Source organism: Acidobacteriota bacterium (assembly GCA_016184105.1).
Classification (GTDB): Bacteria; Acidobacteriota; Vicinamibacteria; order Vicinamibacterales; family 2-12-FULL-66-21; genus JACPDI01.
On sequence record JACPDI010000018.1, the window covers coordinates 36,971 to 50,222 of the forward strand.

Sequence of the window (13,252 nt, forward strand, 5' to 3'; positions counted from 1 at the left end):
AAGCTCAGCCGTGGCGATAAGTGTGACAGTCACACTTTTAAGTGTGACTGTCACACTTACGGGGCCGCAGGACGCCGGGCGGGCGTTCCAGCAGTCGGTCTCGCCCGAACGCATCCGCGAGTTCCACCAGTTCCTCTCCGCAGAGCCTCACGTCGCCGGCTCGCTACGCGATCGGCTGCTCGCCGAATGGACGCGCGATCGCTTCAAGGAATTCGGGTTGGACGAGGTCCGCATCACGGAGCACGAGGTGCTCCTGCCGTACCCGCTGGAGGTGAGCGTCGAAATGACGGCGCCACGCGCCTGGCGGGCAACGATGCGGGAGGAGCCCATCGCGGGCGACGAGTACACAGCCAGGAACGATCTCGGCATCCCCCACCATGCGTACTCCGCGTCAGGCGACGTCACCGCGCCTGTCGTGTACGCCGGCAGCGGCAATCCTGCGGATTACGACTGGCTCGCGGCGCAGGGGATCGACGTTCGCGGCAAGATCGCCATCGTCCGCTACTCCGTTCCCTACAGCTATCGCGGCTTCAAGGCGCTGACGGCGCAGGAACGCGGCCTCGCAGGCATCCTCATCTACTCCGATCCCGCCGATGATGGCGCGGGCAGAGGCGCCGTGTATCCGAAAGGGCCGTGGGGCCCCGAGTCGCACATCCAGCGCGGTGGCACGGTGTACGACTTCCTGGTACCGGGCGATCCGCTCACGCCCGGGTGGGCGTCGGTCCCGGGTGCCAAGCGGATCCAGCGAACGGAAGCGGTGTCGCTGCCCAAGATCATCAGCGCGCCGCTTTCCGCGCGAGACGCACGCGAGATTCTCCGCGTCCTCGACGGGCCGCAGGTGCCAGCCGCGTGGCAAGGGGGCCTCGGCTTCACGTACCGCGCCGGCAGCGGGCCGGCGACCGTGCGGCTTCGCGTCAGGATGGACGAGGCGGTGCGGCCGATATGGACGGTGACCGGTGCGATCAAGGGAGGCCTCGATCCAGACTCGCTGGTGATCGTCGGCAATCATCGCGACGCGTGGATCTTCGGAGGTGTTGACCCGTCGAGCGGATCCGCCGCGCTGATGGAACTGGCGCGGACGCTGGGTGCGCTCGCGCGCAGCGGGCAGCGGCCGCGGCGCACGATCCTCTTCGCCAGCTGGGATGCCGAAGAGTTCACGCTGACCTCGTCTACCGAGTGGGGCGAGCAGCACGCCGCGACGCTGGCACGACATGCGGTCGCCTACCTGAACGTCGACAGCGCGGCGTCAGGCCCGAATTTCGCCGCCTCGGCGGTGCCCTCGTTGAACCGGGTCATCACCGAGGCCGCGCAGCAGGTCATCGACCCGCGGCGCAAGATCCCGGTGGCCGCCGCCTGGCGCGAGCAGGCGGCGCGCGAGCGCGGCGTGCTTCCGACGGCAGACGGCTCGAACTTGATCAACAACCGGCTGGGCAGCGGGTCGGACTACACCGTCTTCCTGAATCACCTCGGCATCCCTATCGCCGACCTCTCGTTCGACGGACCGTACGGCGTGTATCACTCCGCGTATGACAACCACAATTGGGTGTCGCGCATCGGTGATCCTGGTTTCCTCCACCATGCGGCGCTCGTGAAGATCTGGGGGCTCGCCGCGTTGAAGCTGGCGAATGCTGACGTGCTGCCGCTCGACGTCGCGAGCTACGCCGATCGGATCGCGGAGTTCGTCAAGGAGGCGGAGCGAAACGCGGCCGTCACGCCGGAGCTAAAGGCGGCCGTCACGCGCCTGCAGGCCGCCGCGCGCGCGACGATGGCCGAGGTGACGCGGGCGCGGGTGGCGGGCGACGCGGAGGCGCAGGCCCGGCTGAACCGCCGGCTCATGGCGTTCGAACGGGCGTTCATCGATCCCGCCGGCCTTCCCGGGCGCCCCTGGTACCGGCATCAACTCTACGCGCCCAGGTTCACCTATGCCGCGGAGGTCCTGCCGGCGCTGACCGAAGCGGCCGAGCTGCCCCAGGCCGCGCGCGACGCGTCACGCGTGGCCGCCGCGCTGGTACAGATCACGGCTTCCCTCGCACGTGCCACAGAGATCCTGACCGGCGCCGCGATAAGATAGCGGGATCATCGAGAGGCGCACACATGTCCACACCAGCTTCCACGATTCCTGAGAAGACGCCGGCGGCGGCCGCCGCCCCGCGCGCGACGTCTCCGCTGCAGGCGGCGTTCGCCGGCACACGCCGGGTGCCGCCGCCAGTCAACGACCCGAATAGATCGTATGCCCCCGGCACGCCGGAGCGAGCCGAGCTGAAGGCACGACTCAAGCAGATGTCGGCAGAGAAGATCGACATCCCGATCATCATCGGCGGCCGCGAGATCCGCACCGGCCGCACGAGCCAGTCGGTGATGCCGCACGACCATCGCCACGTGCTTGCCGAGTACCACCTCGCCGGCCCGGAACACGTCGAGCAGGCCGTCGCCGCGGCGGCAGAAGCGCATCGCGAGTGGTCAAGCTGGCCGTGGGAGGAGCGGGCGGCCGTTCTGCTGCGCGCCGCCGAACTGCTCGCCACGACCTGGCGTCCCACGCTCAACGCGGCGACGATGCTCGGCCAGTCCAAGACGGCATTCCAGGCCGAGATCGACGCGGCATCGGAAATGGTGGACTTCTGGCGCTTCAATCCGTACTACGCGCAGGAGCTGTACACCGAGCAGCCGGTGAGCAGCCACGCCATGTGGAATCAGCTCGAGTACCGCCCGCTCGAGGGGTTCGTCTACGCGATTACGCCGTTCAACTTCACGTCGATCGGCGGCAACCTTCCGACGGCGCCTGCCCTGATGGGCAACACCGTGGTCTGGAAGCCGGCGTCGAGCGCGATGTTGAGCGCCTACTACATCATGCGGCTGCTCGAAGCGGCCGGGATGCCTCCGGGCGTCATCAACTTCGTCCCGGGCCAGGCCTCGCAGATTACCAGCGCGCTGCTCGACTCTCCCTCGCTTGCCGGCGTGCATTTCACCGGCAGCACGGAAGTGTTCAACAGCATGTGGAAGAGGATCGGCGAGAACGTCGGGCGCTACCGCTCGTATCCGCGCATCGTCGGCGAGACCGGCGGCAAGGACTTCATCGTCGCACACCCGTCGGCGGATCCAGTGGAGGTGGCGGTCGCGATGGCGCGCGGCGCGTTCGAGTACCAGGGGCAGAAGTGCTCCGCCGCGAGCCGCGTGTACGTCCCGAAATCGCTCTGGGACGAGGTGCGCGACCGCACGATCGCGATGATGCAGGACATGAAGATGGGCGACATCGCCGACTTCCGTAACTTCGTCGGGGCGGTGATCGACAAGAAGGCGTTCGCGAGCATCAGTGGATACCTGGAGGACGCGAGGAAGAACGCGAAGATCCTGCAGGGGGGCAGGGCGGACGACCGGACGGGGTACTTCATCGAGCCGACGCTCATCCAGACCGAGGATCCCGGCTACCGTTGCCTCTGCGAGGAGATTTTCGGGCCCGTGCTCACGGCCTATGTCTATGCCGATGAGAAGTGGGAAGAGACGCTGCAGGTCGTCGATCGCACGTCTCCCTACGCGCTGACCGGCGCGGTGTTCGCCAAGGACCGTCGCGCGGTGCTGCAGGCGATGAGCGCCCTGCGCAACGCGGCCGGCAACTTCTATATCAACGACAAGCCCACGGGCGCCGTCGTCGGCCAGCAGCCGTTTGGTGGCGCGCGCGCGTCGGGCACGAACGACAAGGCGGGATCGAAGCTGAATCTGGTTCGCTGGGTCAGCGCGCGCACGGTCAAGGAGACGTTCTCGCCGCCGCGGGACTATCGGTATCCGTTTATGAGCGAAGAATAGGATTAGAACGCGTCGCCGTGCCAGTAGTGCACGTCTACTGGCGCGAGCGGCGGGTCGATGCGGCCCACCGCCGGGAGCGGCCGGATCATCATCACCTGCTCCGCCGCAGCGCGCGACACGATCGTGAGCTGCGGCGGCAGCCATCCTTCGGGCAGCCACCCCATCATCAGCGGCGGCGCGGCCGCCGGTTCGCGCGCGATCAGCGCCTGCAAGAGCGCGCCCGCGCGCGCGCCTGACGGGTCGCGGTCGCCGCACTCCTCGAGCGTCCACCCGTGTGACGTGGCCACGACAATCACGTACGCGACCGCACGCCCCCCTTCTTCGACGACGAAAAAGAGCGTGTCACGCGCCCCCGCGGGGCCGAGCCCGGAAAACAGGCGCTTCTTGGCCACGCCGTACTCGATCCACTCGGGCGAGCGGCGGAGGTGCAGGCGGTACCGCGCGGCAAGCTCGGCATCCATCGCCGCCATTAGCGGCAGGTCGCGCGTCTCGCCGGTCCGCATGACCACGCCCGGCGCGCCCGGCTTCCGAGCGACAGCCAGCCTCAGGGTGTCGCGCGGCACGACGGAGAATCCGGCTCGCGCGTAGTACGCCGCGCCAATTTCGGAGAACAACAGCGCGACGTCGTCTCCCTGCCGCGCCGCGTCATCAATCAGGCGATCGAGCAGCTGGCGCGCGAAGCCGTGCCCGCGAAGATCGGGCGGCGTGAACACCGCCCCGATGCCAAGCGCTCTTGCTGCCCGCCCATCGATCGAGAGTTCCAGCGTGTAGCGCTTCGCGCTCGAGAGCACGCGCCCCTTCTCCACCAGCGCAACGCGATCGAGGTGCGAACGCCCCCAGCGCGTCGCCAGCTGCGAGACGTTGAACTGCGCGTACGCCTTGCGCGAAAGGCCTTCGCCCCAGAGAGCGTGCGAGCTGTCGAGGATGTGATCGAGGATCGGGCCGGTGGCAGAAACCACGTGCATGTGTCCCGATCCTATCCGGATCGGGACGCATGCGAGCGGAGGAGTTATTGCAGGACGAGCACGTTGGTGTAGCTGTCGCCCGTGGCGTTCCACGAGCCGGGCGACGGCGTCGTACCGCACATTCCGATCCAGTACCCGCCCGGATCGAGCCCGGAGACGATACCGGACAGGCCGACAGCCGTGGGCGAGTTGGCAGAAACGGAGATGTTGCGCAGCCTGATAGCCGTCCCCTGCGGGAAGAACCCGATCTTGAGCTTCGCGCACAACTGCAGGTTCAAGGTTGCCGCGCTATTCGCGTTCACGACGGCCTGGGCGTTGACGTAGACCCTCTGAGTTGTGCCCGAGATCGACACGTCCACGGGCGCGCTGATGAAATCCAGTGAGCCCGATGGTTGCGTGCCGGGCCAGGAGACCTGCGCGCTCGAGAGAATTCCCGACGGCCCTTGAGGGCCCGTGGGACCCGCCGGTCCCGTCGGCCCGGCTGGTCCCATCGGCCCGATTGGGCCCATGGGTCCCTGCGCACCGGTTTCGCCCTGCGGTCCGGCAGGCCCGGCAGGCCCGGCAGGTCCGACCTCCCCCTGCGGGCCTTGTGGCCCGACAGGACCCGGTTCTCCCTGCGGCCCCTGCGGGCCGACGGCGCCGAGCGTCACGACAAACTTGTCCGCTTCGGTCGTGGATCGTCCGCCCCTGACGGTCAGGAGATAGCTGCCCGGAGGCAGTGAGGGCAGGACGGCGGCGATGGATTCATTCGTGAAGCCAAGCACCTGCAACACATGACCGTTCAACTGCACGGACGGCGTGGCGTCCCCGAAGTTGTATCCCTCGATCATCAGGGTCGCTGCTGCCTGGTCCGCATAGGCTTTCGTGACGACCAGCTGCGCCTTCTGCTCGGCGCTGGCAAGGGCCACGGGCGGCAGGACCAACGCGACGATCAAGAGCGCCCGAAGACGGTGGCTCCGCATAACATCCTCCGCGAGATGTGCACCCCCAGGTGGAGCAAATGCGCGTCCGTGCGCGCTCATGGCGTGCCAACGCCTTCAATTGCACGCGGCTGCACGGTTTGACCTGCGGACATTCGTGTTGTGCGGAGCGCACATTGGGGGCCGCCTGTTACAGGATTGAGCGGGGAATTGCAGGGTTGGGTCGGCTACACTCGGTCCGTGAGCATGAAATTGACCTCGCTGGCGACGCCCCGGGTCCTCGTTGATCGCGGGCGGATCCTCTCCAACATCGGGCGGATGCAGCAGGCTGCGACGGCCCGCGGTCTGGCCCTGCGGCCCCACGCCAAGACGCACAAGATTCCGCAGATCGCGCAGCTGCAGGTTCAGCGCGGCGCGAAGGGAATCTGCTGCGCGAAGCCGGGCGAAGCGGAGGTGTTCGCCGCGGCCGGCGTGACCGATATCCGGCTGGCGTATCCCGTCCACCCGGTCAACGCGCCTCGCGTCGTGTCGCTCATGTCGCGTACGCGCGTGTCGATTGTCGTCGACGATCTCGACGTGGCCCGCGGATGGTCGGAGGCGATGCGCGCCGCCGGACGGGAACTCGAGGTGCTCGTGAAGGTCGATGTCGGCTTCCACCGGTGCGGCATCGATCCGGGCGCGCGCGGGGCCGCGGACGTCGTGCGCGCTGTGGCTGATCTGCCGGCGCTGCGACTGCTCGGCCTGTTGAGTCACGCGGGGCAGTCGTATCACGCGCGATCGGACAAAGAACTCCGGGAGATCGCGACACGCGAGCGCGACTGGCTTGTGAGGCTTGCGAGCGACGCCGGGCTCGACGCGCCGGAGATCAGCGTGGGCGCGACACCAACAGCCCGATTCAGCCTGGAGCTCGACGGCCTCACGGAGCTGAGGCCCGGCAACTACGTGTATTTCGACCGCACGCAGGTGGGTCTCGGGGCCGCGCGGCTCGAGGACTGCGCCCTCACCGTCCTCGCCCGCGTCGTCAGCCGGCCGGCGCCCGACCGCGTGATCCTCGATTGCGGCAGCAAGACGCTGACCTCCGACGGAGCACGCGGCTTCGGCGCACCGCAGGGATTCGGCGCAGTCTTCACGGATCTGGAGTCGGACGTCCTGGACGAAGGTCTGCTCATCGAGCGCCTGTCTGAAGAGCACGCCACCGTGAAGGCCTCGCGCGAGTGCCGCCTGCGACCGGGAGATCTCGTGCGCGTGCTGCCCAACCACGCGTGCACGGTGTCGAACCTCGTGGACGACGTGCAGCTCGTGGAAGGACTCGAGGTGCTTGAGGCTCTGCGGGTCGAGGCGTGAGGAATAAGGGGGACAGTCACACTTTCCGAAGCCGCAGCCTGGGAAAGGGCGACTGTCCCCCTATAATGAGGACATGCCCGACTACGGTGAAGCGCTCGGCCTGGTGGAAACCCGCGGGCTGGTGGGAATGATCGAGGCGGCGGACGCGATGGTGAAGACGGCCAACGTGACGTTCGTGGGCTGGCAGAAGGTCGACGCTGGTCTCGTGACCGCCATCGTGCGGGGAGATGTCGCCTCGGTGAAGGCGGCGACCGACGCCGGGGCGGCCGCGGCGCGCCGCGTGGGCGAACTGGTCGGCGTGCACGTGATCCCGCGGCCCGCCGATGGCCTCGACAAGGTGTTCCCTATCGGCTGATCTTCTCCCGCTTCTTCTTCCGCGCCCGCGCGGTCAGCTCGCGGAGCTTCCGCTCGGTTCCCACGACCAGCAGCGGCTGATCCGGCGCCTTCAGCAGATTGAAGACCTCTCCGTGCGACGTGCGCCCGTACACGTCGCGCCCGTCGGTGAGGAGCGTCAACTTGCCCCCGTCACCGATCGTTTCAAACAGCCGGACGCCGAAGCGATCCCGCAGCGTCGCCAGAAGCAGGCGGATCTTACCGACGGTGAGCCCGTGCCGCCGCAGGTCGGCAAGCACCATCAGCTCGATCAGATCGAGCGGTGAATACCGGCGTTCCGTGTAGCCGCCGGCCTCCGTGCGCCGCGGCGACACGGTGGGCGCGACGAGGTGGCTCTCATCCCACCATTGAAGCTGGCGGGCGGTCAGCCCGGTCAGTGCGGCCACTTCCCGCGCGCTGTAGCTCTTTTTCAGTTCCATCAGACCCAGGAAATGCGATCCGCAGCCGCGGCTCCTGCGAAGTCCCTCTCGGTGAGGCCGCCCGCGGCGTGCGTGGAATAGACCAGCGTCACCCGCTTATAGCTGATGGCGATCTCGGGATGATGGTCTGCCTCTTCGGCCTCGAAAGCAAGACGGACCGTGAACGACACGGCCTCCCGGAACGATCCGAAGACGTACTGCTTGCGGATGGCATCCCCCTCCAGGGTCCAGTTCTTGAGCGACCCAAGCCGCGCCTGCGCCTCGTCCGTCGTGAGTTTCCTCATGTGACGCTCCCAGTCGAATGGTAGTGCGGGTCGCGCGTCTGCCACGAAGTTTTCCGATGCGTGGGATAAATTGGTGGCAGCCACATGTTGCGACGGGGGCTCGTTGCGCTCGCAGTCCTGCTTGCCGCGGCCGTGGCGTGGCTGGCGGTGTCGCGCCCGCGAACGTCACCCGCGCCGCGCGCGGCTGCGCCTCCCGCAGCGAGCGTTCTTCTCATCACGATTGACACGCTGCGCGCAGACGCGGTGGGCGCGTACGGCGCCGTCGCCGCGCGCACGCCCGCCCTCGACAGCCTCGCGCGCCAGGGGGTGCTCTACGAGCGCGCCTTCGCGGCGGCGCCCATCACCCTCACGTCCCACGCCACGCTGCTGACCGGGCTGTACCCGCCCGGGCACGGGGCGCGGCACAACGGTATCGCGATGCGGGCCGGGGCGGCGTCCCTCGCCGGGGCGTTCACCGCAGCGGGCGCTCGCACGGCCGCATTCGTGTCGGCATTTCCGCTCGATCGCAGCTTTGGGCTGTCCCGCGGCTTCGAGCTGTACTCGGACCGCATGCCGCGGGGCCCGGACGGACGGCTCGCCAACGAGCGGCCGGGGCGGGAGACGGTCGGCGAGGCGATCGCATGGATCCGGGCGCACCCACGCGAGCGATTCTTCGCGTGGGTGCATCTCTTCGAGCCGCACGCGCCGTACGGCGATGCCGGCGACGGGCGACCATCGCGCGACCGGTATGCGGACGAAGTCGCCGAGGCGGACCGGCAGGTCGCGCGACTACTGGATGCGCTCGGCCCGCGACGTGCCGGAACGGCGATCGTCGCGGCGGGCGATCATGGTGAAGCGTTCGGCGAGCACGGCGAGATCGCCCACAGCGTCTTCGTGTACGACACGACGCTGCGCGTGCCGCTCGTCATCGCCGGGCCCGGTGTCGTGGCGCGCCGGGAATCGGCACCGGTGTCGCTCGCCGACGTGGCCCCCACGCTGGCCTCGCTCGCCGGACTGAAGAGGTGGGACGCGGACGGCATCGATCTGCGTGTGGCCGAACCACGCGTTGGTGAGGCCAGGCGCGCGGGGTGGTTCTACTCGGAGTCATTCGCTCCGCTCGTCGACTTCGGCTGGAGCAGCCTCCGCTCCTTGCGTTCCCGCCAGTGGAAATACATCGCCGCGCCGCGGCCGGAGCTCTACGACGTCGAGACGGATCCCGCGGAACTGAGCAACGTGATCGATCGGGAGCCGGCGGTCGCGGCGGACCTCGCGGCCCGCGTGGAGAGGATCTCGGGCGCTGAGCTTGCGACGGCCCCCGCGAGCGTCGATCCAGGCGCCCGTCGCCGTCTCCAGGCACTCGGGTACGCATCGGGAACGCGAGCGGGCACGGCGGCCGCCGCGCGTCGCGATCCCAAAGACGCGCGCGAGCTGGCGGCGGCGATCGCCGCAGTGTTGTCCGGCGAGTTGCGCGGCGGCGCGCTCGAGCGGGCGCTGCAATCGATCCTCGCAGCGGATCCGGACAACCCGCAGGCGAACGTGCGGCTCGCGTACCTGCGCCTCGAGGCCGGACGGTGCGACGAGGCGGAGCCCCTCTTCGTTCGCGCGATCGCGGGCGGGCTGGCGGGCGCCGACGCGCATCTCGGACGGGCGACGTGCCTCGGCCGGCGCCGCGCCGCCGCCGACGCGCTCGAGACGCTCGAAGAGGCGAGGGCGCGCGAGCCGCAGAATCCGGTCGTCCTCGCGAACATCGGGATCGCACGCACCGCGCTTGGCGATCAGGCGGGCGCCGCCGCGGCGCTTCGCGAGGCGCTGGCGATCGATCCAGGTCTGCACGAGGCGCGGTTCCATCTCGCGTTGGCGTACGCACGCAGCGGGGACCGCCGTGCCGCCCGGCGCGAGGCGCAGGCGCTCCTGGAGCGCCTCCCGCCCAGTGCGCCGCAGCGGGCGGAAGTGGAGCGGCTCGTCCGCACGCTTCAGTAGGGGCAGGAAAAGGGGGACAGTCCCACTTTCCGTCGCCGGCCATCCAACGGGTTGGATGGGCCGCGTGTGAGCCGTCTCACACCGCTGCCGGAGTGCTCACCTAAGTACCTGCCGGGTAACCACTTGTGCCAGGGCCAACAGCGGCCTTCGCACTGGCGCGTCCGTTGCTCCTCCCACCGCCCGATCCACTCAAGAGGAGGAGGGAACGAATGCGCGATTTCACGAAGTGCGCAACGTTCGTGACCGCGCTGCTTTTGGCGGCGGGCATGGCGTCGGCGCAGCAGACGAGCGGCAACATCTCTGGCCGCGTCGTTGACGAACAGCAGGCCGCCCTGCCGGGCGCCACCGTGACCGCGAAGAACGTCGACACCGGGTTCTCGCGCTCGGCGACGACCGACGGCGAAGGCATCTATCGCCTCACGGCGCTGCCGGTCGGCAACTACGACCTGGTGACCGAGATCGCGGGCTTCGGCAGGAACGAGCGGAAGGGCATCGTGCTGAACGTCGGCCAGACGCTGACGATCGACGTCGCGATGCGGCTTGCGGGCGTCCAGGAGAACGTGACGGTCACCGGCGAGTCGCCGCTGATCGAAGCGACGGCCTCCTCGGTGGGCGGCGTCGTCGACGTGAGGCGGATCGAGAACCTGCCGCTCAACGGACGCCAGTTCGCGAACCTGGCGGCGACGATTCCCGGCGTCGGACTGGGGTTCCACTCGGATCCGACCAAGAGCACGCAGTATTCGCCGCAGATCAACGGCGGCAACGGCCGCAATCTGAACTACCAGATTGACGGCGGCGACAACAACGACGACACGGTCGGCGGGCTGCTGCAGTTGTTTCCGCTCGAGGCCATCCAGGAGTTCAACTTCGTCACCTCGCGCGCGAAGGCGGAGGCCGGCCGCAGCAACGGCGGCGTGATGAACATCGTCACCAAGAGCGGCACGAACGACCCGCACGGCAGCTGGTTCACGCTCTTCCGCGATGATGCGATGAACGCGAAGACCGAGACGGAGCGGCTCGCCAAGACCGACAAGCAGGATTACCGCCGGTACCAGTACGACGGCAGCTTCGGCGGACCGATCGTGCGAGACAAGGCGCACTACTTCGGCGCGTTCGAGCGCACCCAGCAGGACACGTTCCAGGTCGTCAACACGCTCGGGCTCTTCCCCGACCAGGACGGCGTGTTCGGCACGCCTTACCGCGAGACGCTGCTGACCGGCAAGATGACCTCGCAGCTCAACGCGCAGCACTACCTCTCGGTGCGCTACGGCCGCAACACGAACTCGCAGCCGTACGGGGCGGGCACGCGGTCGGTGCCGAGCAACTGGGGGACGAGCGAAAACTCCTTCAACTCGGTGAACCTGAACCACAACTGGGTGCTGGGCGGATCGCGGCTGAACGAGTTCATCTTCCAGTACGCGGACTTCCGCAACCACATCGGCGCCAACAGCGGCGACCCGACGCAGAACTTCCCGAACGGCGTGTCGATCGGGCAGAACGGCAATACGCCCCAGACCACCGAACAGAAGAAGTGGCAGTTCCGCGATGACTTCTCGTGGCACATGGAGGGTATGGGCGGTTTGGGCCACGACTTCAAGACGGGCGTGAACTTCATCAACGAACCGCGCCTGTTCATCACGTTCAACACCGGCACGAACGACTTCACGTACAACCACCTGACGAACGACCTCAACGGGCCGCTCTCGACCGTCACCCGGAACGGTGGCGCGGCCGAGGCGAACATCCCGCTGAAGCAGTACGCGTGGTACATCCAGGACGACTTCCGGGCGACGTCGCGACTGACCTTCAATCTGGGGCTGCGATACGACTACATCGACGGCTACCAGATCGATCAGGCGAAGAACCCGAACTTCGTCGCGATCCAGAACGCCGGACGCGCGGGCCTGCTGGCCGGTATCAAAGGCCTCGAGAACGCCGGCAAGGATCCGAAGGAAGACTCGAACAACTGGCAGCCGCGCGTCGGGATGGCCTGGGACGTCAGGGGCGACGGCAAGGACGTCGTCCGCGCCGGCTGGGGCATCTACATGGACATGGGCTACACGAACTCGAACGTGCTGTTCCCGGCGATCGACGCGACGGGCATCGGCTCGGGTTCCGTCTTCAACGTGGACAACCCGAATGGCATTCGGAATCCGAACGGGTCGTTCTACCAGGTGGGTCAGCCCATTTCGAACATCACGAGCCAGAACCAGGCGGATCCGAACTCGCTGCCGCTCATCGGCCAGTGGCTCGACCCGCGGCTGCAGATGCCCTACACGCGCCAGACGGCGGTGGGCTGGTCGCACGAGCTGATGGCGAGCACGGTGTTCACGTTCGATTTCGTCCGGGCGGACGGCCGCGATCTGAACACGCGGCCGCGCATCAACACGCGGCCGGTGGGGCAGCCCACCGCGCCCCGGCGGCTGGCGTTCGTGGGCCTGAACCCGAACGCGGCTGGCACGCGCGGAGCGATCAGCCGCGCGGAAAGCAAGTACACCGCGGCGATGTTCGGTCTCAAGCGTCGCATGATGGACGGCATCGACCTGACGCTGACCTACACGCTCGCGGAGGCGAAGAGCCAGATCGGCACGGCGGCCGACGAGCTCAACTCCAACAACCTGCAGGAGGCGGAGCTGCTCTTCGACGACCCGCGGACGTACGGGCCCACCTCACGCACCGACGCGCGGCATTCGGGCACCATCGCCGGCGTGTTCTTGGTGAAGGGCTTCACGATTTCGCCGTTCTTCATCTACCGATCGCGGCTGCCCGTGTCGCTCACCGAGGGCGTGGATCGGAACCGCAACGGTGAGAACAACGACCTGCCGGACAAGGCGTATCAGTTCGACGGGGTCGGTAACCCGCCGAAGGAGATCGGCAACTGCGAGACGTGGAACTGCGGCCGCGGGGCGTGGCGCACGCAGATGAACCTGCGCGTGTCGCGTGCGTTCCGCATCTACGGGAACGCGCGGATCGAGGCGATTGGCGAGATCTTCAACCTGTTCAACGCCAAGAACCCGACCGGGTTCCGTGCCGGCCGCCTGCTGGCCGGGAACCCGAATCCGCTGTTCATGCAGCCGACCACCTACGCGGGCGACTTCCAGGCGGGAGAGCAGCGCGTCGGCCAGGTCGGGTTCCGGTTCTCGTTCTGATCCTGGTCAAGGGTCAGG

At 68.1% G+C, this 13,252-nt stretch carries 10 protein-coding genes; 6 read left to right on the forward strand and 4 right to left on the reverse strand.

Going from position 1 to position 13,252, the window contains the following annotated elements:
* Nucleotides 1–43 precede the first annotated feature (43 nt).
* Both HYU53_07035 and pruA read left to right on the forward strand, forming a co-directional pair.
* Nucleotides 44–2,071, forward strand: coding sequence for a M28 family metallopeptidase (locus HYU53_07035; protein MBI2220949.1), 2,028 nt, complete (start codon nt 44–46; stop codon nt 2,069–2,071).
* 23 nt (nt 2,072–2,094) lie between these two features.
* The gene (gene pruA / locus HYU53_07040) at nt 2,095–3,801 is read left to right on the forward strand and encodes an L-glutamate gamma-semialdehyde dehydrogenase (protein ID MBI2220950.1); all 1,707 of its coding nucleotides are present in this window, start codon (nt 2,095–2,097) and stop codon (nt 3,799–3,801) included.
* 2 nt (nt 3,802–3,803) lie between these two features.
* On the opposite strand, the gene HYU53_07045 is transcribed toward pruA, so the two are convergent.
* Nucleotides 3,804–4,766 (reverse strand): GNAT family N-acetyltransferase, encoded by a 963-nt coding sequence (locus HYU53_07045; protein ID MBI2220951.1) that lies wholly within the window; start codon nt 4,764–4,766, stop codon nt 3,804–3,806.
* A 44-nt stretch (nt 4,767–4,810) separates the two neighbouring features.
* A complete protein-coding gene (locus tag HYU53_07050) occupies nt 4,811–5,788 on the reverse strand; it encodes a collagen-like protein (GenBank protein MBI2220952.1) in 978 nt (325 codons plus the stop codon).
* A gap of 138 nt (nt 5,789–5,926) precedes the next feature.
* Here HYU53_07050 and HYU53_07055 point away from each other — a divergent pair, with 138 nt between their 5' ends.
* Nucleotides 5,927–7,030, forward strand: coding sequence for an alanine racemase (locus HYU53_07055; GenBank protein MBI2220953.1), 1,104 nt, complete (start codon nt 5,927–5,929; stop codon nt 7,028–7,030).
* 73 nt (nt 7,031–7,103) lie between these two features.
* A complete protein-coding gene (locus HYU53_07060; protein MBI2220954.1) occupies nt 7,104–7,385 on the forward strand; it encodes a BMC domain-containing protein in 282 nt (93 codons plus the stop codon).
* Here HYU53_07060 and HYU53_07065 read toward each other — a convergent pair.
* Both HYU53_07065 and HYU53_07070 read right to left on the reverse strand, forming a co-directional pair.
* Entirely contained in the window at nt 7,375–7,842 is a 468-nt protein-coding gene (locus HYU53_07065) for a MerR family transcriptional regulator (protein MBI2220955.1), read from the reverse strand. The two genes, HYU53_07060 and HYU53_07065, sit on opposite strands and share 11 nt — an antisense overlap.
* Complete coding sequence (locus tag HYU53_07070) at nt 7,842–8,126, reverse strand: 4a-hydroxytetrahydrobiopterin dehydratase (GenBank protein ID MBI2220956.1); 285 nt, start codon at nt 8,124–8,126, stop codon at nt 7,842–7,844. Before HYU53_07070 ends, HYU53_07065 begins: the two co-directional genes overlap by 1 nt.
* A gap of 84 nt (nt 8,127–8,210) precedes the next feature.
* Here HYU53_07070 and HYU53_07075 point away from each other — a divergent pair, with 84 nt between their 5' ends.
* Complete coding sequence (locus HYU53_07075) at nt 8,211–10,085, forward strand: sulfatase-like hydrolase/transferase (GenBank protein MBI2220957.1); 1,875 nt, start codon at nt 8,211–8,213, stop codon at nt 10,083–10,085.
* Between the two features lie 209 nt (nt 10,086–10,294).
* A complete protein-coding gene (locus tag HYU53_07080; GenBank protein MBI2220958.1) occupies nt 10,295–13,234 on the forward strand; it encodes a TonB-dependent receptor in 2,940 nt (979 codons plus the stop codon).
* Nucleotides 13,235–13,252: the final 18 nt, after the last annotated feature.

Bases quoted from the DNA above. Each gene is read 5' to 3' on its own strand.
- HYU53_07050 (MBI2220952.1), bottom strand. From the start codon at position 5,788: ATGAGCGCGCACGGACGCGCATTTGCTCCACCTGGGGGTGCACATCTC.
- HYU53_07070 (MBI2220956.1), bottom strand. From the start codon at position 8,126: ATGAGGAAACTCACGACGGACGAGGCGCAGGCGCGGCTTGGGTCGCTC.
- pruA (MBI2220950.1), top strand. From the start codon at position 2,095: ATGTCCACACCAGCTTCCACGATTCCTGAGAAGACGCCGGCGGCGGCC.
- HYU53_07075 (MBI2220957.1), top strand. From the start codon at position 8,211: ATGTTGCGACGGGGGCTCGTTGCGCTCGCAGTCCTGCTTGCCGCGGCC.
- HYU53_07060 (MBI2220954.1), top strand. From the start codon at position 7,104: ATGCCCGACTACGGTGAAGCGCTCGGCCTGGTGGAAACCCGCGGGCTG.
- HYU53_07045 (MBI2220951.1), bottom strand. From the start codon at position 4,766: ATGCACGTGGTTTCTGCCACCGGCCCGATCCTCGATCACATCCTCGAC.
- HYU53_07065 (MBI2220955.1), bottom strand. From the start codon at position 7,842: ATGGAACTGAAAAAGAGCTACAGCGCGCGGGAAGTGGCCGCACTGACC.
- HYU53_07080 (MBI2220958.1), top strand. From the start codon at position 10,295: ATGCGCGATTTCACGAAGTGCGCAACGTTCGTGACCGCGCTGCTTTTG.